At 40.7% G+C, this 21,781-nt stretch carries 17 protein-coding genes and 4 pseudogenes; 5 read left to right on the forward strand and 16 right to left on the reverse strand.

Annotated elements, in window-relative coordinates; translation table 11 throughout:
* Positions 1-9 precede the first annotated feature (9 nt).
* Positions 10-1,308: pseudogene (locus DYI03_RS10965) on the reverse strand (tyrosine-type recombinase/integrase).
* Between the two features lie 3 nt (positions 1,309-1,311).
* Positions 1,312-2,532 (reverse strand): site-specific integrase, encoded by a 1,221-nt coding sequence (locus DYI03_RS10970; protein ID WP_021670149.1) that lies wholly within the window; start codon positions 2,530-2,532, stop codon positions 1,312-1,314.
* A gap of 275 nt (positions 2,533-2,807) precedes the next feature.
* Between DYI03_RS10970 and DYI03_RS10975 the strand changes: the two are divergent.
* Positions 2,808-4,304, forward strand: a pseudogene (locus DYI03_RS10975) (helicase-related protein); the annotation flags it as partial.
* A 53-nt stretch (positions 4,305-4,357) separates the two neighbouring features.
* On the opposite strand, the gene DYI03_RS10980 reads toward DYI03_RS10975, so the two are convergent.
* The 7 genes from DYI03_RS10980 to DYI03_RS11010 form a co-directional block, all read right to left on the reverse strand.
* A complete protein-coding gene (locus tag DYI03_RS10980) occupies positions 4,358-4,984 on the reverse strand; it encodes a PP2C family protein-serine/threonine phosphatase (protein ID WP_021668780.1) in 627 nt (208 codons plus the stop codon).
* Entirely contained in the window at positions 4,981-5,820 is an 840-nt protein-coding gene (locus tag DYI03_RS10985) for a nucleotidyl transferase AbiEii/AbiGii toxin family protein (RefSeq protein WP_021668781.1), read from the reverse strand. Before DYI03_RS10985 ends, DYI03_RS10980 begins: the two co-directional genes overlap by 4 nt.
* Positions 5,798-6,802 (reverse strand): type IV toxin-antitoxin system AbiEi family antitoxin, encoded by a 1,005-nt coding sequence (locus DYI03_RS10990; RefSeq protein WP_021668782.1) that lies wholly within the window; start codon positions 6,800-6,802, stop codon positions 5,798-5,800. The genes DYI03_RS10985 and DYI03_RS10990 overlap by 23 nt, the downstream gene beginning before the upstream one ends.
* A gap of 166 nt (positions 6,803-6,968) precedes the next feature.
* On the reverse strand, positions 6,969-7,277 hold the full coding sequence (locus tag DYI03_RS10995; protein WP_025064773.1) for a helix-turn-helix domain-containing protein: 309 nt from the start codon (positions 7,275-7,277) through the stop codon (positions 6,969-6,971).
* Positions 7,265-9,328 (reverse strand): bifunctional DNA primase/helicase, encoded by a 2,064-nt coding sequence (locus DYI03_RS11000; protein ID WP_021669140.1) that lies wholly within the window; start codon positions 9,326-9,328, stop codon positions 7,265-7,267. The genes DYI03_RS10995 and DYI03_RS11000 overlap by 13 nt, the downstream gene beginning before the upstream one ends.
* Positions 9,325-9,723: a hypothetical protein gene (locus DYI03_RS11005; protein WP_021669139.1), complete on the reverse strand. Its 399-nt coding sequence runs from the start codon at positions 9,721-9,723 to the stop codon at positions 9,325-9,327. The genes DYI03_RS11000 and DYI03_RS11005 overlap by 4 nt, the downstream gene beginning before the upstream one ends.
* A gap of 51 nt (positions 9,724-9,774) precedes the next feature.
* Entirely contained in the window at positions 9,775-10,191 is a 417-nt protein-coding gene (locus DYI03_RS11010) for a hypothetical protein (protein WP_036857307.1), read from the reverse strand.
* A 282-nt stretch (positions 10,192-10,473) separates the two neighbouring features.
* Here DYI03_RS11010 and DYI03_RS11015 point away from each other — a divergent pair, with 282 nt between their 5' ends.
* Positions 10,474-11,541, forward strand: coding sequence for a transposase (locus DYI03_RS11015; RefSeq protein WP_244916353.1), 1,068 nt, complete (start codon positions 10,474-10,476; stop codon positions 11,539-11,541).
* 27 nt (positions 11,542-11,568) lie between these two features.
* Positions 11,569-12,003 carry a transposase gene (locus DYI03_RS13740; RefSeq protein WP_244916354.1) on the forward strand — a complete coding sequence of 145 codons (435 nt, stop codon included), beginning with the start codon at positions 11,569-11,571 and terminating at the stop codon, positions 12,001-12,003.
* 4 nt (positions 12,004-12,007) lie between these two features.
* On the opposite strand, the gene DYI03_RS11020 is transcribed toward DYI03_RS13740, so the two are convergent.
* From DYI03_RS11020 to DYI03_RS11050, 7 genes and pseudogenes are all read right to left on the reverse strand, one after another.
* Positions 12,008-12,964: an IS30 family transposase gene (locus tag DYI03_RS11020; protein WP_021669755.1), complete on the reverse strand. Its 957-nt coding sequence runs from the start codon at positions 12,962-12,964 to the stop codon at positions 12,008-12,010.
* Positions 12,965-13,686: 722 nt separating this feature from the next.
* The gene (locus DYI03_RS13745; RefSeq protein ID WP_242401890.1) at positions 13,687-13,989 is read right to left on the reverse strand and encodes a hypothetical protein; all 303 of its coding nucleotides are present in this window, start codon (positions 13,987-13,989) and stop codon (positions 13,687-13,689) included.
* A gap of 266 nt (positions 13,990-14,255) precedes the next feature.
* On the reverse strand, positions 14,256-15,800 hold the full coding sequence (locus tag DYI03_RS13750; protein ID WP_244916355.1) for an RHS repeat domain-containing protein: 1,545 nt from the start codon (positions 15,798-15,800) through the stop codon (positions 14,256-14,258).
* Positions 15,793-15,876 (reverse strand): annotated as a pseudogene (locus DYI03_RS14050) (DUF6078 family protein); the annotation flags it as partial. The pseudogene DYI03_RS14050 and the gene DYI03_RS13750, both read right to left, overlap by 8 nt.
* A gap of 477 nt (positions 15,877-16,353) precedes the next feature.
* The gene (locus DYI03_RS11040) at positions 16,354-17,943 is read right to left on the reverse strand and encodes an RHS repeat domain-containing protein (RefSeq protein ID WP_244916365.1); all 1,590 of its coding nucleotides are present in this window, start codon (positions 17,941-17,943) and stop codon (positions 16,354-16,356) included.
* Positions 17,944-18,012: 69 nt separating this feature from the next.
* On the reverse strand, positions 18,013-18,861 hold the full coding sequence (locus DYI03_RS11045; protein WP_021669443.1) for a hypothetical protein: 849 nt from the start codon (positions 18,859-18,861) through the stop codon (positions 18,013-18,015).
* A 14-nt stretch (positions 18,862-18,875) separates the two neighbouring features.
* Positions 18,876-20,228, reverse strand: a pseudogene (locus tag DYI03_RS11050) (RHS repeat domain-containing protein); the annotation flags it as partial.
* A 467-nt stretch (positions 20,229-20,695) separates the two neighbouring features.
* Here DYI03_RS11050 and DYI03_RS11055 point away from each other — a divergent pair.
* Both DYI03_RS11055 and DYI03_RS13975 read left to right on the forward strand, forming a co-directional pair.
* Entirely contained in the window at positions 20,696-21,427 is a 732-nt protein-coding gene (locus DYI03_RS11055) for a transposase (protein ID WP_244916356.1), read from the forward strand.
* Positions 21,417-21,752, forward strand: coding sequence for a hypothetical protein (locus tag DYI03_RS13975; protein ID WP_244916357.1), 336 nt, complete (start codon positions 21,417-21,419; stop codon positions 21,750-21,752). The genes DYI03_RS11055 and DYI03_RS13975 overlap by 11 nt, the downstream gene beginning before the upstream one ends.
* Positions 21,753-21,781 lie beyond the last annotated feature (29 nt).

Consider the following 21,781-nt stretch of genomic DNA (forward strand, 5'->3'; position numbering starts at 1 on the left):
ATTTTTCCATTATAACTGTGCTTGCATATTATGATTAAGGATTTGCAAACTGCCTGTTGTTGCTTGCTGCTCAATAGCATCACAGTATTTTGAAAACTCAGCACTCTCACGCTCTTGTAATTGGCTCATATCCTCCCTTATCTTCAAGTCAGTTATTTTTCCATAAATCTGTGTCGTACCAATATCACTATGACCAAGCATCTTACTGAGTGTTTCCATTGAAATGCCATTTGACAAACAAATCGTTGTCGAAAAGGTATGTCTTGCCATGTGAAAGGTTAAGCCTTTCTCTATCTGGCATATCTGCCCGATGTTCACGCACGCAAAAGAAGCCTTTCGCACGGTCAAGTTAGGAAAAATCAACTCGTCATCTTGTTTGTCCTTGATGTATAAGTCAAGTATCTAACGTGCAATGGGTAGTAATGGAATGATGGCTTCCACATCCGTCTTTTGCCTTTTGATGCGTATTTCCAAAGTACCGTCTTCATACCGATGAATATGCTTGGGCGTTAACCTCTGCATATCAACCCTTGCCAATCCTGTAAAGGCGCAGAAAAGAAACAACTGCCTTGCACGCTCAAACTGCTTGTCAATAATAGGTGTCTGCAACACTCGTTGTAACTCTTCCGTAGTAAGATACCTGCGAGTTCGCTGTGGCAGTTCAGCCTTGTACTCTACAAATGGGTCTATGCGGATATACTTCTTTTGCTGCCCTATACCAATGAGTTTTCTAAGGAAGATAATCACAATCTGAATGGTTGCAAGAGAAAGCTTCCGTTGGCTTTTGAGATAAAAGTCCAATCCCTCAATAAAACCATAGTCTAACTGCGAGTAGCGAATATCTGTTATATCTAACCTATCTTTTAAGTAGGCTTCAATGAGTTGTTTGGCATAGATGTAATTTGCAAAGGTAGATTTTGCTACGGTCAGACCAACACAAGGACGCTTTTCCTCAATAAAGAGATTGGCTTCCTCTATCAGTATACCATTCCGATTACTATCTTCTGTCAGCAAACTTTTAAGCAACTCTGCGCTTACATATCCCTTTTGCCAAATCCACTCTTGGTATTTAGTCTGTACCTGTTTTTCTTTCTCTGCCAACAAGCGGTTGATTTCCCTTATATCATCTGTATTGCCTTTGCATCTGCCGTGTTTGGCATCCCAATTACTCGGATTGATGTCTAATCCCAAACTGTATTGCACCTGCTGCCCGTCGATAGTAATACGTCCCATAATCGGGCATTTGCCGTTTTTCTTCTGTTTGGAACGGTTGATGTAGAACAATGTCTTGAATGTACTGCGTGCCATAAGCTATAATTTTAAGGTGAATGTATCTTGTATGCAAGTTTGAACCCTCCTCATATCCTGCCTTATTCTTTCTGAATTGACCGCTGCATATACTTGTGTCGTTCTGAGGTTGGTATGCCCCAACATACCGCTTACCGTTTCTATCGGCACACCTGCCGATAAGGTGATGACTGAAGCGAAGGTATGGCGAGCCATGTGAAAGGTCAATGGCGTTTTCATACCGATGTTTCGCTGTATATGGTGCATCGCATTGTGTACAATGTCTACGGTAGGTACATCAAACACATATCCTGCACGTTTGCCCCTATATCGTTCCATAATTGCCTTTGCTGGTGGGAGGATTTGCACTCGGTAAGGTGTTTTGGTCTTGACACGCTTACCCTTGATGCAGAGTTTGCCCTCCTCACATACGATATTCTCCTCTTTAAGGTTACGTACATCGGAAATTGCCAACCCTGTGAAGCATGAAAAGACAAATAAATCACGCACTATTCTGTAGTTATCCCACTCAATATGCAGACTGATGATTTTTTGCAGTTCCTCTTGGGTTATATTCCTCGGTGTTCCTTTGGCTTTCTCGTAGCTGTACCCAAGGAATGGGTCTAAATCCAAAAATCCTTTCTTAACCGCCATACTTACAATGGTCTTTAAGGCAGATAATGTACTGCTGATGCTGGCACGTTTGAGTTTCCTATCTACGGTCAGATAGTATTCATAGCCTTCAATAAAGGTTTTGTCCAACCCAACAAGAGGAATGTCGCTCAATTTATACTTCTTATTCACATACTCACGAAGTAAGGAAGATTGGTAAGTGCGGAGCTTGAAAGTTTTTAAGGCTCTGTCTATCCCAATGCGCTCCTTTGTATGCTGAAGATACGTTGCGTTACACTCCAATAGCATTGTTTGGCGATTGATTTGTCCCTGATAGGCATTGCGCACATCGGTAGCATTGAAACTCTCTCCACGTTCAAGTAATTCAAGGTAGCGAGTATGGATGAGCGCAGTACATTCCCCCAACCATTGGTTGATAGTGGTTGCAATGGCACTTTTGCCCAATAGTCGCTGCTTTCTGCTATCCCAAAGAGATAACGGTGTTTTCTGTTTGGTGGAGAAGCCTGAATGCCTGTTACCTAACTCTATGCGCCCAATGATGGGCACCATTCCTTTCTTGTCCAATCGTTTCGCCTGCACGAAAAACGATACTTTCAGTTGGTTTTCTTTCATGTCTTTTTTTTGTTTGCAAAGTTACTTACTATGGAGTGTCTATGAGCTATGCAAAACAAAGAGGAAAGAAGAATAAACAACTAACATACAATGAGTTGTATTCTATTCGTAACCCCTTTTTGCTTTTAGTGCAATGGGTTACGAGTTGGGAACGGAACTAATGCCGTTTCTCGCTTCTTTCTGCTCATTCCCCAAAAGCAACCAAGCGTATAAAGTACTATTATTCAGTTACTTTTGTTTTTCCTTATCCTTTCTTCTTTCATTGTCATTATCTTACTGACTATGCCCGCAAGATGAGCTTGGATCTACGCATGATAGACGAAAATGGGTACTCGGATCATATTGACAACAAGGCAAGCCATTGTGCAAAGCTACTTAATGACTACTATCAGAAGTATGATGCACAAAAGGGAACGCAGTTTGTTTTCTCTGATTTGGGGACTTACAAGCCCAGCGGAGATTTCAATATCTATTCGGAGGTAAAGCGTAAATTGGTGGAAGATTATCATATCCCGTCCTACGAGATACGCTTCATTCAGGAGTGCAAGAATGAGAAAGCCAAGAAAGCGATGGTCGAAGCAATGAATCGTGGAGACATCCGTATTATCTTCGGTTCTACTTCCATGCTCGGCACGGGTGTCAATGCCCAGCAGCGTGCCGTGGCGGTGCATCAACTTGACACGCCCTGGCGACCTTCAGATTTGGAGCAGCGAAATGGTCGGGCAATTCGTAAAGGTAATATGGTTGCCAAAGAATTTGCGGACAATAAAGTCGATGTGATTATTTATGCCGTGGAGCGGTCGTTGGACAGTTATAAGTTCAACTTGCTGCATAACAAGCAATTGTTTATCAATCAGTTGAAGACCAATACGCTCGGTAGTCGTACCATTGACGAGGGTTCGATGGACGAGGATAGCGGTATGAACTTTTCAGAGTATGTTGCCGTGCTATCTGGTAATACAGACTTGTTAGAGAAAGCCAAACTCGACAAGAAGATTGCCACGCTGGAATCTGAGCGTAAGAACTTCCTCCGTGAGCGTGATGCCGCAACGGGAAAGTTGGCGGAGATTGACAGCTCCGTATCTTTTCATTCGGACAAGATTAAGGAAGCCAAGGTAGACTTGGCGTGCTTTGAGAAGCGTGTGGAGCGTGACAAAGAAAGTAATCCTATCAATAAACTTGTCATTAAAGGTGTGGAGGACAGTACGGACATCAAGGTCATTGCCGCACGCCTGCAGGAGATTAACGACAAGGCACGCACCAAGGGCGAGTACAATAAAATCGGTGAGATTTATGGTTTTTCAATCATGGTGAAAACGGAAAGTACCTCAAAGGATTTGTTTGACTGCTCCGTGAATCGTTTCTTTGTCAAAGGGCAGGAGAGTATCTACTATACCTATAATAATGGTAAGTTGGCTACCGACCCGAAACTTGCGTGTGAGAATTTCTTGGGTGCGCTGGGACGTATCCCGAAGGTGATAGAGTCGCATGAGAAGGAGAAAGAGAAGGTTGCAGCCAATAAGGAAATCTATACTGCTATTGCTAATGGGACGTGGAAGAAAGAGGACGAGCTTCGTTCGCTCAAAGGGCAGTCGGCAGAGTTGGACAGAAGGATTGCCTTGACGATTACAGATAACAAAGAGGATAAGGAGGAGGAAAGGGACATATCCAATAATGAAAATTCCACGACAATGAAGAGTAGTACCACTCAGACACAAGAAAAGGAAGAAGACAATCACTATCAAAGCATCCGCCCTAAATGGAGACTTTAAGTGTAAGTATAAGCAATTAGACTTGACAATCTTTATTGCCAAGTCTAATTGCTTTACCTAATATCCACCTTTATTATGGAGCAATCATCTTTTCTATGTTGCAAGGGTGGCAATTCCTTGTTTTGCAGATAAGCATTTATATGATGGCATTTATAAAAGCCATCGCTGCAAAGAAGAAAGCCGTCGCCAATTTTCATGGGTATATTTTGCACTTCTATCGGGTTCCTAAATCCTTTGCCGTTAATACAGACTGTGAGATAATATTCATTCTCTATGCACACGACATCATCCGTCGTAAGTTGCGTAATTGTTCCATCAATGCTTTTATGATATAATCGGACATCACCCAATGAAGTGTAATATAGTTGCATATTAGTGATGTACATAAGAGTAAGTGCAGCTCCCATCTTGGATTTCTTTTGGTAGCATAATTCACCCAGAATATTATCGGCATACTCAATGCTCCGTCTAATCAAGTTAAGCGGATTGGACACTTCATTGTGCACAAAATAATAGCGTACAGCCTCACAAACTGTTTTGGCAGCTTGTTCGGGAAAGGACAATCCTCCCATGCCATCGGCAAGTACCACTAATGTTCCACCAGCTAATTCTTCATATAGGACAAAGTCGCCATTCTTTTCGCCAGCAGCAATACTTTGAAACTCAATCTGTATATTCATCGAAGATTCTTATTAAACACCGCTATCATTTTTTTGAAAGCTTGAAGAATTTGCTCATATTGAAAAGCAGAGTTACTGTCAAGCACTTGTTGAAGGAGTCGGCTATCCTCCTCTTTTTCAATTTCTCCCTGTAAGCATTGCCCATAATAGGCTAAATGCTCTATGGATAAAAAGCTGACAATATCATTGGCAAGCCAATATGCACCAACAACAAACTCGTCAAAGTCCTCCCAATCATATACTTCTTGATAAACATTCCGGTTTAAGTTGGCAAAGAAATAGTTATCTATGATAAAGCCCATGTCATCCGCATCTTTGCTTGTTTGGATATTGCGATCCAGCCAAGCATTGAGTTTGAGGATGAAAAGTCCATGTAGCGATGCTATCTTGATGTCGAATTTATTATCAATGCTTACGGTTATGGCATCTTTCAGCACTTCCTCAAATCCTTTAACCGACATGGCAATATCTTCTTCCGGTGGCCAGTAAATATAGCCATCTTCCTTTGTAACTTCACCGTATGGTACAACGTCCATTTCGTAAGCCCCATAATAAAACCGCTGATACATTTTCTCTTCTTTTGTAAATCCATGCGATAAAAGTGTCTGCGTAATATCGTCAAAGGCTTTCCAGTTAGGAATGGCAATAGCGAGATCCAAGTCTCTTGTCTTTCGACCAGAACTTATTCCTACTAACTGTCGAATCAATATATCCCGGGCTGTTGCACCTATGACAAAGAAGTCTTGTCCAACTTCTTTGAAACATTCATTGACTACGCTTAGCAATTCTATCAAAAGAGGATTGCCTATTTTATCACTTGAAATCTGGAAGTTCATCGTTCAATAATTTGTTTGCAGCTTCTATGGAACGGCTGTTTCCATCACCTAACAGGTCCGCATAAATAAGGATTGCGGGCATCTTGCCGGCTTTCCAGAATTTTTGATACATTTCTATTTCTCCCTCAATGGTATGCACGGCACCAGTTTTCATCAGGTTGCCGAAAGCTAAATCTGTGTAAATCTCAAATTTCTGTGGTGTTAAATACCCATCAATTTGATAAGCTGCACATTCTCCGCCCCAGTACATCCCCTTAGGCAAGGTTATCTTATCCCATTGCTCTTTGCTCTTTGCGTCTCTGAACCCCAAACGCTTAATCAGCAATTTAGGCTTAAGTACTTGATGGTAATTCTCCACCCACAAGTCAAGCAATCGACGCTTATCCCTTAAAGTGCGTTTTTTCTTGGTTGTGAGAACAAATTTACGCACCTCTAATTCATCAAGTACATTTTTTACGGTACCCAAAGAAACCGCACATTGTTCCTTAATTTCTCGGAAAGTCTTACTTATGTTATTATCATCTTGTAGCAAAAAGAAAATGACCTTTAGTCCTGCCTCTTGAAATATAGGATAACTCTTGTTAAGCGTTGTAGGTGCTTTTTCGCCTGTATGAGAGAGTTGAAATATGATACCCTTGTCTTTTGTATGCCGAATTTGATAGTTTCCTGCGGTATCGGCAAAGTTGATGCCAGCCGTTCTCAAAGTTTCATAGACCATGGGTTGCACATATCGTGCTACTACCAAAAAAGGGATTGCCTGCAAATCAGGACAGTTTTTTATGGTATCTTTGATACGAGTTACATTAACACCGTTCACCTCGTTTTCAATTAAGCAAAGAAAATTTATCCCCAAGATTTTTATTTGTCCCTTAATCATAGGGTTTTCTTGTGGAATAAAATCGTATGTAATGCTTTCGTTACTTTCTAACCATTGTAACTTCATAGCATTTACTGCTTGTTCAATAATAAGTAATTCACTCATATTTGTTCATTATTCAAAACCTGTTCAATTCTATTGAACAATGCAAAGATAATGAACAAATATGATAGTTCCAAATTTTCTGTTCAATAAATCATGATCGTTCAATAATAATGAACAATAAAAAACATTGAACAGCAAATACCGAGTGAAAACATACGATAAGGTCTTACCAATTATCCCGTTTGCGCAACATCTCGTCTATCTCTTCACGCAGGAAAAGAAGCCGTCCATTGGCTTTAAGATAAGGGATTTTTCCTGCCCAAACCCAGTTATAGATGGTCTTCTGCTCCACTTTGAGTATCTTGGAAACGTCGATGATGTCCAAGTATTCGGGTTTTAATGGAGGGTTTACGGTCGTGTCGATGGATTGTTCCTGTAAAACCAGCAAGCGATCAAGTTTGTCCTCGACGGTCATCAGCTTGTCAAACAAGCGTTTCTGCCATGTTTCTTCGGTTCTTTGGTCTATGTATGACATAATTCTCCTTTTTGATAGTTACCACTTGTGTCTTGCGACAAAATACGCTGCTCCTTCATATAGGCAATGTACTTCTTTGCCGTTCGATCCTTGATTTCCATTTCACGCATCAACACATCGCACAACTCTTGATATGATAGCTTTAGTTTGGCACGGAATGCAGACTTTACGACAGCCAACAGTTCATCGGTCTTGCGTTTTTCCTTATCCTCTTTCGACTTTTCTCCACGATAAACGTGCATATCGGCTTCCTTGTCCCATCCAAAGAGCATTATCGGCACATCTAGCGGGCTTCCATCACGCACTTTCAAAGCCTTGACGACCGAGTATTCGGGATTGTCATCTTTCTCGATGGAGAGAATGCCCGCAGCCTTACGTTGCAGCTCCGAGCCTATATGTCCCCTTAGTTTAATGCCATTAGGTACAAAATGGAGTACACAAATGATACAAGTATTGTAAATGCCTGCTAAGCGGTAGAGTTCATCCACAATGGCTATACTCTCCGTTTCGTCGTTGGCGGAGCGTATCAGGTCTGCTATACCGTCAATGACCACAAGGTGTATTCCCCCGTGCTTGTGATGGAACAAGTCCATACTTTCACGAATAATCTTCAGTCTGTCCTTGCGTGATAGCGATGCCAGATAGAGAGAATGATAAAACTCAGGCACGGACTTGATACCAGCCCTGCGAAGCGTCTTCTCCAAGTTCTTATAGAGTTGTGCCTCGGACTGTTCCGTATCATAGTGAAGAACTGCCAAACCTTTGAGGTTGGCGGTTACCTCCAATCCCAAGGTTTGCTCTGCCTTTAATCGTTCTCTCCCAAGAGTGCCGGCAAGGATGGCGGCAATGTAGTTGCTTTTGCCTGTTCCTTCTCCACCTGTGATACAAAACAGATTGTCCTGCGTACCGAGCGGAACTCCATTGACAGCCACCACAGACTTCGAGGCATCAGGAGGGTTATCATAGTCAATTTCACAAGAGCGCAGCATCATCATCGTCTGTGCATACATATTGGTGAACATATCATTAAGAAGCACTTTCAAGTCCTTTGCTTCATTGCCCAAGGCAAAGAAGTCCGATATATCCTTCTCCGACTTACCCCCTTGCAATGGTAAGGTTAGACTCAATACCTTGTATTGAGCAAGTGCATCTGTCTGCCGTTTAGCTTCTCTTATGCCTGTCTCATCAGAGTCGTACAATATAATAATGTGGCGAAAGCGGAGCTGTAACCCTTCGATGATATTCTCTGGAATCTGTGCCGTCTCACTGTTGAAACAGATGGCATTGAAACCATGAGCCGAAAGTGAAAGCACGTCTTTCTCCCCACCTGTGATGAAAACAACATCCCCTTTGCTGGGCAGCTGCTGGAAGCCAAAAACATAGTCGTTCACTTTCTCACCCCCATAAAGAAAGCGCAGCTTACTCTTAGGGCGATAGACTTTTACAAACTTCCCCATACTGTATGCAAACATCGGATCTTCATGTGTTGAACCAAGTGTAAACGGCTTACCCTGATTGGAGACAGATTCATAGCGAGCAAGCGACTTTACATAAAAACGTTGCAGAGTCTTAGTATCAATACCATATTGCTCCCAATAGTCTAGTTCTTTGACATTGAAAGATTGCTCAATTAGCTTGTACCACTTTTTACCTTCCATCTTCTTGAGCTGGTTAGGTGGTTGTACTAAGGTTGGTTTACAAGGCTTCATCATCATTGTGTGGGGATTACTATGTTCTTTCCTTTCAATGCAAATATTCAGCTGCAAGTCCCGATTTATGGTTTCAAGCACCTTAACAAAGTCTTTCCTCACGTCCAGTCCGAGCATTGTGGCTGCAAACCAAAAGCAGTCGCCGGAGTAGGCATCGTTGCCAAAGTCCTTCATTCGGTAGCAGCCGGACTTGTTGTCGAGATAGATATTGCACGATGCACGCTTGTCGTCATACAAAGGATTTCGAAAATTGCGCTTTGGCACAAAGTCGATGGGCATATAGAAGCAGAACACATCCAGTCCTTTGTTGGTTCGGCTTAGTATTTCTTCTTTGATGTTCATAGTTCCTCAAATAAAGTTTGACCATTTCCCATATATCCTTTAAGGACACCATCCTTGTAGGCGTTGAGTCGTTGCAGGGCTTCCACCCGTCTGAAACCCTTGAAGGAGGCACGTCCGCTCTTGACGGCGACGTAAAGTCCCTTGAACGGATAAGCAACGTGGTTGCATGATATATACCTGAACGGGATTGCGTTGGTGTCCCTCCATCGGGCAAGGGATGCCCGCGAAATGCCCAAGAGTCTGATGACGTCGGAGGAACTGAGTTCCATCTTATCCTCCAAAACGGAATAATCGCGTCTCATTTCCACGATAAAGCTGGCTATTCGCTCCATGTCGTTCCTTAGTGAGCGTAACTCTGCAATTACCGTCTTTTGTAAATTATCTTCTTCTGTCATATGCTACTTCTCTTTTCAGTTTAGGATTGAATTGTTGCTCTCCGTGGATTATCATCCGTCTGGAAATTCAGAGTCCTTCCCCAATTGGTGCAATAACTGCATAAGATGCTGCTTAAATCTTCTACTGTCTAGCTTGCACAGCCGATTGAGAATAACGATGAGATCTTCCTGCTCCATTGTGGAGAAGCGAAGGCTTTTATGGGGTGTGGTTGCAATCATGGAATCAATCATTCCCTTTGGGAGATGTATCAGCAGCACATCCATATCGAAGGCTGCGGCACATCTTGCATAAGTGTTGATACGAAGGTCGGTCTGCATCTTGCAGTGTTTCATAAAGTTGGAATATTCCATATCGGCATAGCCTGCCCTTAGCTTGCAGTTTTTGCTGGCGGAGAGCATGATTTCAAGTGTCGGAAGTACAACGTAGAATTTTGCATTACTTCCGGAGTTTTGTTTCTTTGTCTTCATATGTATCCGTCTTTTTGTTAGAAATAATGCTGCAAAGTTCTTAACAAATAGGGCTTTAGAAAGAATATTAAATTGCCAATATTGACATTATATTGCCATTTTGCATTTTTTACATTATGCGTTATTTGTTTCCGTGCGTGAATTCAACAAGCAAGTGCAAATTTACTTAATTAGTGTTTACTGAATAATTTATAACTCTCTGATATTTAAGTTTATATAACTTTATTTCTTTGTTTGTTTAACAAAAAAATCGTACCTTTATATAGTTAAATCCATAGCAAGATGAAGTTTTACGCTCCAAAATACAAGCAACTTGACCTCGGTTTGCTCCGCTCATCCCTTGATGAGTTGGACAAGACAAACCGATGGGTGGCTCTCGGTGACCTTCTTCCATGGACAGAACTTGAGAAGGAATACAACTCAAGGTTGGACAATCAGAAGAAAGGTGCAGGGAACAAGCCGGCACGCATGATTCTCGGCGCAATGATTATCAAGCACAAACTAAACCTGAGTGATGCCGAGACCATCGAGATTATCAGAGAGAGTCCCTACATGCAGTACTTTTGTGGATTGCATGAGTTCACCGACAAGCCTATATTCGACCCGAGCCTATTCGTCACGATACGCAAGCGAATCTCAGAGGAAGAACTCAACAAGATGACAGTCAAGCTTCTCGACAAGCAGAAACGTCTTCTTGTAGAGAAACGCAAGCGTGAGGAAGAAGAGGCGAAAAAGAATGATGAGGAACCACCGACTCCGAAACCAGAGGATCCGAATGCCGCTTCCTTCACCGATTCAAAAGGTCGCGAGCACAAGGGAGTGCTGAAGATTGATGCTACCTGCGCCGATGCAGAGATGCGTTATCCTGTTGACGTTGATATAATACATGACGGTTGCCGCAAGGTTACCGACTATATTATAAAGGTGTGCGAGATGTTTGAGCTGCACAAGCCACGCACGAACTACAAGCATGCACGTCAGGCATACCTTCAGCTTGTCAAGAAAGCCAAGAAGAAAGGCAAGATGGTGCGTGATACTATCGGGGTGATGCTCAACTACTTGCGCAAGGACATCCGCATCTTAATGGACTTGCTTGCAAAGAACAAGATGTACTACGAGAGCCTATTCCTATATGAGAAACGCACCTTGACTGCAATCCTCACGATGTACCATCAGCAGGAGGAGATGTACAGGTCAAAGAGTCATACTTGTGCAGACCGCATACTGAGCATCTTTCAGCCACACGTCCGTGCCATTGTCCGTGGAAAGGCCAAGGCAAGGACTGAGTTCGGGGCCAAGATAGGTGCAAGCATAGTCGAGGGCTATACGTTCATCGACCACCACAGCTAGGATGCCTACAACGAGAGCCAGGACCTCTTGCTACAGATTCAACTTTTCAAAGAACGCTTCGGCTACCTTCCGGCCACCATCCTTGCGGATAAGATTTACCTGAACAGGTCAAACCGAGATATACTTGAGGATTTTGAAATCCATTCATACTGCAAACCGTTAGGGCGACCATCGAAGGATCCTCCTTCAGATGAGATGAAATCCAGAATGGCCAAAGCCATCGGGGAGCGCAATGAAATCGAATGCTCATTCGGTACTGGCAAGAGAATCTATCGAGCCAATGACATAAGAGCCAAGCTTCCAGATACAGCACGATGCTGGACAGGAATGTGCTACTTCGTTAAAAACGTGATGAAGTTCCTGAGGGAACTTTGTCTTGCCCTGACCGAAATCTGGCGGTTTTTCATCATTATCGTCACTATGAGGGTCTACGTCTGCTACCCTCTGTCTGTGAAGAGATAATAATTCAGCAGACCCTAATTAGTTCGTAAAAGCACTCATGTGGTGTTCTAAATTCTAATTTCTTTCTTGGTCTCATGTTAATTTTCTTTGAATACTTTGTTATTTGTTGATGACTGACATGCTCAAACGTTTCTTTTTTTGGCACGTATTGTCTAATCAGTCCGTTAGCATTTTCTATAGCCCCTTTCTGCCATGAAGCGTATGGGTTAGCAAAATAGACGGTGACACCAAGGCTTTTGCTTATCATTTCATGGCAAGCGAATTCTGTGCCGTTGTCCGTTGTAATAGACTTGACATGCTCTTTGAATGGAGATAGCAAATGTATTACAGTGCGTGCTAACTCCTTGGCATTCTTTCCCTTTTTAAGTTTTCTCATAAATAGCATATTTGTACTGCGTTCTATCAGTGTCACAATAGCACCATGATTTCCTCTTCCAACAATTGTATCCATCTCGAAGTCCCCAAAGCGTTTTCCGTCAACTTCAGTAGGTCTCTCGCTGATACTTGTTCTATTGGGTATGGATATACGTCTGCTACCAACAGGCTTGGCACGATGCTTTAGCTTGTGACGACAGTGTTTATATAGTGTTCCACCTTTTGCTTTGTCCTTACGTATCGTACGATATATGGTTTCATGGCCAATATACTTGCCTTCCTTAGCCAATATACCAGATATTTGTTCCGGAGACCATTGCTCTATAATAAGAAGACGTTTCGCCTCATCCATAACATTCTTTTTGATTGAATGATTGCCGGGAGTTTTTCGCTTTGTGAGAACAGCATTTGCTTGGGCAGTTTTCCAATTATACTTTCCTCTGGTTCCACTATTACGTTTTATTTCACGAGATACTGTACTTGGACATACTTTTATTGCTTTCGCAATATCTTTTAATATAATTCCATTTTGGAGTAGCACAAAAATTGTGTACCTTTGCTCCGAGGTTAATTGATGATATTTCACAATACAAAGTTAATTAATCTTGGGGAGACAGAGGTCTCCCTTTTTTATTTTTTAAGCATTGCTTGTTGATTTTCCACTCATGGGGGCTGCTCGCCCCCAAACCCCTCGGTGTTTTCTGGTATAGATTATTAAGCTAAACCTACACCTGAAATTGCAGTTCTATGTTGAACTTGCGTAATAATATTCTAGAATGTCTGTGACAATGAATTTGGGATGGCAACTTCGTAGTGCTATACATCATTGATTATCAAAGAATTTAGGAGTAACCATTATAGTTGCGAATTTAGATAATTTAAGCGAGATATTCAAGCTTTTGAGTATTAAAAATAAGATGAGCAGTGATATTCTCTCACTTTTCTCAACATATAGTCATGGTCATATACTCAGAGTATGAGACCATGGGTTAGTTGTTTGCCGACATGGAAGAAGATGTCATGCCACTTACGTTATAGTATCGTGTACCAAAGTGCATAGAGCCTAAAAAAATGTCAAAAAGAATAGCCTCCAACTAAACACAACTCTAAATTGACCTTAGTCTTAATACGCTTAACTCACATTAAATCCCTACCCTTCCATATATAGAAATGGTGTTGATCCTTCGCACATGTGGTGCATACCATCCGCACCACATGTGCAAAGCACCCGCACCAAACCGGTGGAATATCAACACACAACCCACACGATTCGTTATAGAGCCTAATTTTGTAAATATCCAAGAGCACCTATTTTTTTCTATTCTTAGCTCGATTACTTTTATAAACTCTTTTTACAACCTTGTTCCCGTTAGAGCTAAATTCTACTAATATTGTATCTTTTATTTGTTTATTTATTATAAAAGCACTCTTGATACTAGCTCTATTTTCATTATAATCTCTAACTATATCTTTTTCTAAGACTTTTATAAGAGGAAATTCTGTATAAGTCTCATATTTTAGGAAGTCTATTTCTGATGGCGTAAACTCATCATGTCTAACTGCTATAACTCTGTAATTTACAGACGGAGGCTCATGAACATCTTTAAGCATTTGTTGTATAGCATCTGAATTCTTTTTGTTGGTACTATAAATTGTTTTCCCCTTTCTAACTATGTACGAAAAGCTGTCAGTTATAGTTAACAATGTAGAATCATAACTAATAGTGTATTTGCCTTTTATATGCTTAACAGTATCATTAAGCCAGAGTTTGAATTTATATTCATGAGAACTCTTTATTTCCTTTTGGGATCTTGATGAAGCATATAATGATAGTAAAGTAAAAAATATTAAGAAAATAATAGATGTTTTTTCATTATCTAAAAGTTTAAATGTTCATATCTCTTTTCTCCTCGCCCTCCATACAGATGTGTAAAGAGCGTCTTACCAGCAATCATAGTAGCTTTAATATTTACTTGTATTTGATGGTTTTCCCCATAAGTATTTTTATATTTAAAGCCATCCACATTAACACTTCCATGAACTAATAATTTATATTGTTTCAATAACTGCTTGGAATCTGAACTCCAAATATAGTTCCTGTGAGAATTTGGCCAATTAGTATACATTAAGTCTTTACCTTCCCATGTATTGGCACCTCCCGAATAATCAGAAAAGCCGGTTAAGCCTTGATTATATCCTAAAGCGTTTATAACAGCAGCAATCGCAAGGGTTCTATTTTTAGAATTTATAGGTAATCCCTGAAATTCATTAACTGCTTTTTGATTAGAACCTCTCATAAATGAATTGCGATAAAGTACTACATCATCTAAAGTCTTAAGAGTCTTACTCCCTCCATCATTAATGAAATTCATTACAACATTTGCCAAAGCCATTGATTCCTGCTTATTTCCTGATGATTCATTATTTATTGCCGATGCAAAAGCTAAGAATGTATTTCTTGTAACATCCAACTTCTGGAAATTTTGGTACTTACCATTTATCTCGAACTTTGTCTTGCCAGAAGAATATTGAATATAGATAAAATTATCTTTTTTCTTATCAGTTCCCAAATATGAGCCATTTTTTGCATAATAATCACCTTCACCTGTAGGATCTATCAATATAATAGGAGAGCTATGACAATAAATGTAACTACCAATGTTAATGTATTTCTCTGCTAAAGGATCCACCCCATACCAAATACTTGCCACAGGGTTCATATACCTTGCACCGTAATAGTACAAGCCTGTCTCCTCATCGAACTGCTTGCCATTGAACTTATACGGTAGATCCTCACTACTGCTATGCTCGTCAACCAACAGTTCGCCATACGGCAGATATGCATCATACTGGGTGATGTTACCTCTGTCGTCTGTGATATAAGAAGTACTACCGAGGTGGTCACTATGATAGAAGAATGTCTCTTCTTTTGTGGTGTCGTTTGGAATATAACCATAACCAGTCTGTGGGTCATCAGGGGTGCTCGGGTCATTCCAGCTTACAGGTGGACCGGGATTAGTATTCGGTGTGGTGTTGGGCTTCGGAGTCTGTACCCAACCCTGTGGCACATCATGGTTGCCGAGTTCAGTGAGGACGGCATTATACCCTACACCAGTGTTCTCTGGATCACCATACGCACCCTTCTCTGTAGGTACACCAGGAGCAATGCCCTGCTGCTTATAGTATGACTCTTTCTGCTTCTGTATCTGATTCATGCGTTCAGCATAGTCCTGCTGACCAGCCGTTACGTATGAGCCGTTACGCCCATAGACATTGTTGAACTTGCCCACACCGAACTTACTTGCTATGCGTTTATCACTGATAAGTGCGTGATTTGTCAAATACTGGCATACGTGGAGTTTCAAGCATTGAAACTGTGCGTTCCAATGCTTGAAATTTTTCTGAGACTCTATTTTATTCATATGAGTAACGGTCGATGTAGTTATCGAAGTCCAATTCTTCGGTATAGCCATATGAGCGGAAGATGTTTACAATACCACTTGCTAATCAAGTGTGAGAGTGGGTCGCTTGTTTCCCAAATTATAGACGACATTAATAAACTTATTTGATTTTGTCTATATAAAGCAATAACAGTATAAAAACTTTTTATTAAGAGTATCTATAACAACCGTTTCTATATTGTCACCTTTCCATATTGTCTTATAGAAACCTGCACCGTTATTAATAAATTTACCACATTCACTATTTCTAATTGCGTCGTACTTTTTATTGCAATTAAAAGATTTAAGATGCGATTTCTCAGACATATTCCTTATATAGTTCATATCTAAAATATTATAAACTTCTATCCTGAAGCCATTACCATTAAAGTCATTCCAATATTCATGTTTTTGTAGAAAGTACACACTATTATTGAGAGAAAAATTAAGAAGGTTCTCTGCTCTTTTTAGAGATGCTCTCTCACAGGCGATGAAAATAAAACATAAAATAAATAAGGTAAGATGTCTCATAAATCTATCTTTTTGAATATCCATATCTAATTTTAAAATCCTTAGCCTCTGAAGGGGAAACTATTTCTACTGCTCTTGTTATAAGTTCATTTTTAACACTTCTTTCACCCCAAGGTTTCGAGTCAAAATCATAATGATCAAAGAAGCCTATTATATTACCTTTAGAATTATAATATAAGGTTGCAGTACCGAAAGCTTTATCGTATTCAGAACTTGAATAAAAGCTAACAGCTCTTTTACTACCATGACCTACAACTTTTCCACTAGGGGCATCTATAAGAGTGACAGGAGTCTGATTGGAAGACTTGGGAGCATTCTCTTTTACATAAAGTAAAATACCAGCAAATCTTTCCCCTGATAATTCAACATCTCCATTTCCTTTCCAATAATTTTCAAATAAGTTTTTACTAAACTCGGAACCGGCTCTTTTTCTTATATTATTTCCTACAAACCCTAAATCCATTCTTTCTTCGGGTTTAGGGCTTTCCCGTTCGACTTTGAAAATATCACCAACTTTTAAATTCAAAATGCCGTTCTCATTTATAAAATATCCCTGTTCATTCAACATTTTAGTTGAGATCTCGGCAGATGTATTAAGATACTTAGCCAATGTCCATGCATTATCTCCTTTTTTTGCTATCAGATTTCCATTAACATCTTCTCCCCATTTACCATTTGGATCAATAAAATGAACAGGATTATTAAAAGTATATACATAAGTTGAAATAAAAGGGGATTTTTCCTGCATTGGATCCTCTCCATACCATAGTGATATTACTGGGTTCATATACCTCGCCCCATAATAATACAACCCTGTCTCTTGGTCAAGTTCCTTACCATTGAATTTATAAGGCATATCCTCTGAAGATGTATGCTCATCCACGAGCAGTTCACCATAAGGTAGGTAAGCATCATACTGGGTGATATTGGCGTGTTCATCTGTGATGTAAGACGTACTGCCTAAGTGGTCACTATGATAGAAGAAGGTCTCTTCCTTTGTGGTGTCGTTTGGAATGTAACCATAACCTGCCTGCGGGTCATCAGGGTTGCTCGGGTCGTTCCAGCTTACAGGCGGACCGGGGTTGGTATTCGGTGTGGTGTTGGGACGTGGAGTCTGAATCCAACCCTGTGGCACATCGTGGTTACCGAGTTCGGTGAGAACGGAATTATACCCTACACCAGTGTTCTCTGGATCACCATACGCACCCTTCATTGTAGGTACACCAGGAGCAATGCCCTGCTGTTTATAGTAAGCCTCCTTCTGCTTCTGTATCTGATTCATGCGTTCAGCATAGTCCTGCTGACCAGCGGTGACATAACTGCCGTTACGCCCATAGACATTATTGAACAGACCCGTTCCTATCCTTGAAGCAACTCGTTTGTCACCAAGGAAGTAATGCTTCGTGAATCTATTCTTGTTAACAGAGAGGATACTTGCAGGATAAAGCGTGAAGTTATCCGTCTCGTGGAATGTGATACCCTGTGGCGCACCATTGATATACACACCTTCCAATGTTCCATAGCTCTTCATAATACGTTCACCAGCAGCGTTGTAAGTATAACGACTCGTCTTGCCATTGTCAGAGAGTACCATCAGTCGGTTGTCCTCATCCAAGTACATCTCGCAGGTTGTTTTGGTTGAATCGTTCGTTACCAGTGTTGGTCATTTCATATTAATAGACATCGTAGTGGAATATTCATTGCGTAGTGTCCACTTTTTTTTATTTTCATCAAATCTATATTGTACTTCTGAAATAATTTTCTTTCTTATACTAGATTTGTCTGCGCAATACAGTCTGACAACTATATTCCCTTTTTTTATAAATAAAATAGGCCAACCGATAATGTAACATTTCTTGTTGGTGTATTTTTTATATTCAGAACCTTCAATTACATTCTTTCGTTGGTTTTTGAAAAGCCAACTTGGGAAATAATCCTTATTTATATATATTAAATGCCGAGGGACTCCCGACCTCTGCAAAGAGCCTATCGCTCTCTTAACGGCCTTAGCATAAATACTGTCAAAGTCTATAAGCTCTCCTTGCCTCACAGCATTCTCATACTTATAACATAAGTCCATCTGAGAGATTTTAATTTCCTTAAAAGCCTTATTATCTACATTAAAGAGTGATGTATATTGGTCTGTAAAGGCATACATTTCATCTTGTCTGCAAGAGAGCTGCCCTATCTTTATCAGCAATGTGTCCCTGCCCATCATTTGTAAAAGCGGATATCCGACATGATTCTTTCCTGTTATGGGCTTGCCGTTCTTAAGGTATAAATGATTCCAGCCCTTTATTCTTTGAACATTAAAACCATATGGATTATAATTATTGACGAGATAGAAGTCTTTTCTGTCAAATTTATCTTTCCACCTGTCAGGTACTGTTCTTAAGAAATTATAGTATGAGATTTCCAATGCTTTGTTTAAAGAAGCATTCTGTCCTTTTACATTTACGCTAGATATAATCAATACAATACAGAACTGAATAAAAACAATTTTCTTTTTCATTTCTTGAATGATTTCTATTGATCTGTAACGGAAACCTCCTTAAGACCTCTTCTTGTTACTTGACCAAAATTCTGATAAACATCTATTTGTATCTCAGATAGGATTCCTGTATGATTATAAATATATACATTCTTATCTCGCATGGAAATAACATAACGTGTAGAGGACGCTACATCTATATCCACTGCAGACGGTCCTGGAATCCAATAAGAATTTCCATTTGTTCCGCTAGGGTGTGTATGGATATATACCAAATCAGGATAATCTCCCGAACTAACACTGACAGTACTGTTTTTAGCAGGATCACCAACATCTCCTATCCTACAATAGACTGAGGTCTCTGGATCATTTCGAGTGAAGGATAAACCATATTCTCTATTATTGTTGTCAGATGTTCCTCCCATCCCATTATCACCAATCTTTGATACAACTTCATTTCGGACTCTGCGACTTCCATCTATTTCTACGAAGTTCTCTTTATTACTAATATCGTTTTCTTTTATTATACGATTCCTTATCTTATTGTCAAGCCCATTAATTTTGGCATTCCCATACGATTCAATATTCTCTTTGTTGGACATCTTTAACACATATAGTTTTTGATCATCTTTACCATCAGAACCTAAATATGTACCGTCCCCAGTAATATAATCTCCAGCAGCCTTTCCTGTCCGATCTATAAAGCGAATAGGATTACTTAGACAAATGTTATATGAGCATATTTGCAAGAACTTCTCCGCCAACGGATCTACCCCATACCATAAACTCGTGACAGGGTTCATGTACCTTGCGCCGTAATAGTATAGACCAGTTTCCTCATCGAACTGCTTGCCATTGAACTTATACGGTAGGTCCTCGCTACTACTATGCTCATCGACAAGTAGTTCACCATACGGTAAGTAAGCATCATACTGGGTGATGTTGGCGTGGTCATCAGTGATGTAGGACGTGCTGCCAAGGTGGTCTGAGTGATAGAAGAACGTCTCTTCACTGGTAGTATCATTTGCCACATAGCCATAGCCTGCGGGAACGTCCTCGGGGTTGGTGGGCGGATTCCACTGCACGGGCGGTCCTAGAGGCGTACCCGGCTGACTGAACTTCGGTGTCTGTGGCCAGCCTTTGGGTACGCTGTGGTCGCTGAGTTCGCCGATAATGGTGTTATAGCCTACCCCCGTGTTCTCTGGGTCGGCATAGTTGCCTTTCATCGTCGGAATACCCGGCGGCGTGCCAAGCTTCTTGTAATACTCCTCACGCTGCTTCTCTATCTGCATCATGCGAGCGGCATAGTCTTTCTGACCTGCCGTAACGTTGTTGCCGCTGATGCCATAGACATTGCTGAACTTGCATACTCCAAGTTTACTCTGAATATCGGCGTATCGTCCACGTGTTTTACGTTGAGGAATTTCACTCTGTGGATAGGAATCATAACACAGTGTCCAGATAGGTGGAATGGGGGAGAAATCAAATGGTAGTTTATCCATGTTTATTTTTATAGAATCTTCTAAGTTTCTTTTTCCATTTTTTCTCAGAGAAATATGATTCTGGTATGTTAGGTAGGAAAACGAGGTAATTGTTTATATAGTCTATAAGGCTATAGACAAGGAAAAGAATAGTACAAATTATAGCTACTATAAAATCTAAGAAATATTTTTTCATTTTTTACCTAAAATGAATAAGGTTCTTGTTTAGAAACCTTATTCTTTAAAACAATACTCTGTTAATAATCACATAATTGTTTGAAAATGAGCGAATTGATTAACAAAACATAACTAAATAAATTTGGCTAAGTGTTTGATTTTCAGTACTTTTATAATTTATTCAAGACTTTAAAAGTATGATGATTTCAGAACCACTTAGCCAATATGAGGAGATCCTCAAGGATGCAATCCGTACATCAATGAAAGAATCTGGTGCAAAGTTAGCAAAAACTTTCCAGACTCTGCTTATCGAGATACTGACTTTATATATGATTCTACCCAGAAAGATAAACTTCACACAGATGGCTCGCTACGGCAAGCATGACGAGCAGACCTATCGTCAGAATTTCAACCGCAAGAAGAAAGACTGCATCGATTGGCTTCTGTTGAACCTGTCTCTTGCAAGGCGTGTGTTGGACATGGATGGCTTACTTGCCATTGCCATAGACCCATGCTATATCAGCAAGGCCGGGAAGAAGACTCCTCATATCGGACGGTTCTGGTCGGGATGTGCAGGGGCGGTGAAGCACGGACTTGAAATCATGGGCGTCGGCTTGCTGGATGTTGCCAACAACAAGTGCATGATGCTGCGTGCCCATCAGACAATAGGGAACTCCGCGCTGAAGATGAGGAACAAGACACTCGTCGAATATTACATCAGTGTTATGAAGAGGTATTCAAAGAAACTGCTGAGTATCACCGATATAGTAGTGGCTGATGCATTCTTCTCCACATCCACGTTCGAGAAGGGCATGTCGGAACTTGGCTTCTATCTGGTCAGCCGCTTCCGTGACAACGCTTGTCATCTGGCGAATGCCCGGTGGAAAGTGCAAGTTGTTCTTCTCGACAAAACTCTCAATGACGGGTGAGGAAGTATTGAAGACATACCGCACTCGTTTCCAGATAGAGTTCTGCTATCGCGACAGCAAGCAGTTTACGGGACTTATGGATTGTCAGGCAAGACACAAGAGCCAGTTGGACTTTGCGTTCAACGCATCGTTCGCCTCACTGAATGCCGCCAAGGTCTTCATGAAAGACAATGGCATGGACAATTCCATGGCAAAAGTTAAGTCGTTGATGTTCAATGCGAACTATACGAAATTAATTTTCGATATATCCCGATGCCGACCGAACCGAACTTTAATTAGTAAGATTGTCAAAGAACTCATTGGTTGGCAGCCTAAGGCTGCGTAGCCATATACTCAAATTTTAACGAACTATTG

The organism is Prevotella disiens (assembly GCF_900454955.1).
In the GTDB taxonomy this organism is placed as follows: Bacteria; Bacteroidota; Bacteroidia; order Bacteroidales; family Bacteroidaceae; genus Prevotella; species Prevotella disiens.

Coding starts and splice junctions, on each gene's coding strand:
- DYI03_RS11045 (WP_021669443.1), bottom strand. CDS start 18,861: ATGAAAAAGAAAATTGTTTTTATTCAGTTCTGTATTGTATTGATTATA.
- DYI03_RS11010 (WP_036857307.1), bottom strand. CDS start 10,191: ATGAAGACAAAGAAACAAAACTCCGGAAGTAATGCAAAATTCTACGTT.
- DYI03_RS10980 (WP_021668780.1), bottom strand. CDS start 4,984: ATGAATATACAGATTGAGTTTCAAAGTATTGCTGCTGGCGAAAAGAAT.
- DYI03_RS10985 (WP_021668781.1), bottom strand. CDS start 5,820: ATGAACTTCCAGATTTCAAGTGATAAAATAGGCAATCCTCTTTTGATA.
- DYI03_RS11040 (WP_244916365.1), bottom strand. CDS start 17,943: ATGGTACTCTCTGACAATGGCAAGACGAGTCGTTATACTTACAACGCT.
- DYI03_RS10995 (WP_025064773.1), bottom strand. CDS start 7,277: ATGTCATACATAGACCAAAGAACCGAAGAAACATGGCAGAAACGCTTG.
- DYI03_RS11015 (WP_244916353.1), top strand. CDS start 10,474: ATGAAGTTTTACGCTCCAAAATACAAGCAACTTGACCTCGGTTTGCTC.
- DYI03_RS11000 (WP_021669140.1), bottom strand. CDS start 9,328: ATGAACATCAAAGAAGAAATACTAAGCCGAACCAACAAAGGACTGGAT.
- DYI03_RS13975 (WP_244916357.1), top strand. CDS start 21,417: ATGACGGGTGAGGAAGTATTGAAGACATACCGCACTCGTTTCCAGATA.
- DYI03_RS10970 (WP_021670149.1), bottom strand. CDS start 2,532: ATGAAAGAAAACCAACTGAAAGTATCGTTTTTCGTGCAGGCGAAACGA.
- DYI03_RS11055 (WP_244916356.1), top strand. CDS start 20,696: ATGATGATTTCAGAACCACTTAGCCAATATGAGGAGATCCTCAAGGAT.
- DYI03_RS10990 (WP_021668782.1), bottom strand. CDS start 6,802: ATGAGTGAATTACTTATTATTGAACAAGCAGTAAATGCTATGAAGTTA.
- DYI03_RS13750 (WP_244916355.1), bottom strand. CDS start 15,800: ATGAATAAAATAGAGTCTCAGAAAAATTTCAAGCATTGGAACGCACAG.
- DYI03_RS13745 (WP_242401890.1), bottom strand. CDS start 13,989: ATGCTTAAAGATGTTCATGAGCCTCCGTCTGTAAATTACAGAGTTATA.
- DYI03_RS11005 (WP_021669139.1), bottom strand. CDS start 9,723: ATGACAGAAGAAGATAATTTACAAAAGACGGTAATTGCAGAGTTACGC.